The organism is Stenotrophomonas acidaminiphila (genome assembly GCF_001431595.1).
Taxonomy (GTDB): domain Bacteria; phylum Pseudomonadota; class Gammaproteobacteria; order Xanthomonadales; family Xanthomonadaceae; genus Stenotrophomonas; species Stenotrophomonas acidaminiphila.
Window position 1 is genome coordinate 1 of the sequence record NZ_LDJO01000122.1, and the last position, 614, is coordinate 614.

Below are 614 nucleotides of genomic sequence, written 5' to 3' on the forward strand. Positions count from 1 at the left end.
GTTTCGGGTAGGCATCTGGCTGAAATAGCCCATGCCACCCAGTACGATCTTCCGACCCGGGGCTTCGCGGCGCATTGCCTGCACGGTGGTCAGCAGCAACTGTCCGTAAGCGGCAGGGTCCTCGCGGGGTTGCCAGAATGCGGGCAGGTTGGGTTCGTTCCACACCTGCCAGGCCACCACTTTGGGATAACGCTGGGCCAGCTGCACCATGGCGCGCGCATACAGCGCAGGATCCTTCGGCGGGTACTGGTCGGGATTGGGACTGCCCGCCGGTGCCGAGGTGGCATGCGGCGCCGAGCCGACCAGATATACCTCGGCCTGCAGACCACGCCGCTCCATTTCCGCCATCAGCGGGTCAAGCACATCCCAGCGGAACTGGCCCTGCCGCGGTTCGATGGTGTCCCAATGCAGATCCACCCGCACCCACTGCAGGCCCAGGGCCTGCAACTGATCCATCTGCTTGCGGTAGCGCGCCGGCTCGAACCACAGGAAGTGCGCATTGACGCCCAGATAGTCCGCCCACACCACCGGCCGCGGCGGCAGCAGTTCCAGTCCGGCGCGCTCGCCTTTGGCGCAGGCGCTGACGCCCCACAGCAGCGCGCCAGCCAGCAGCA

The 614-nt window shown here is 66.8% G+C and carries 1 protein-coding gene; it reads right to left on the reverse strand.

Features of this window, described 5'->3' with window-relative positions:
- The coding region (locus ABB33_RS17940) for a beta-galactosidase (RefSeq protein WP_152985168.1) at positions 1-614 on the reverse strand (614 nt) is incomplete at both ends.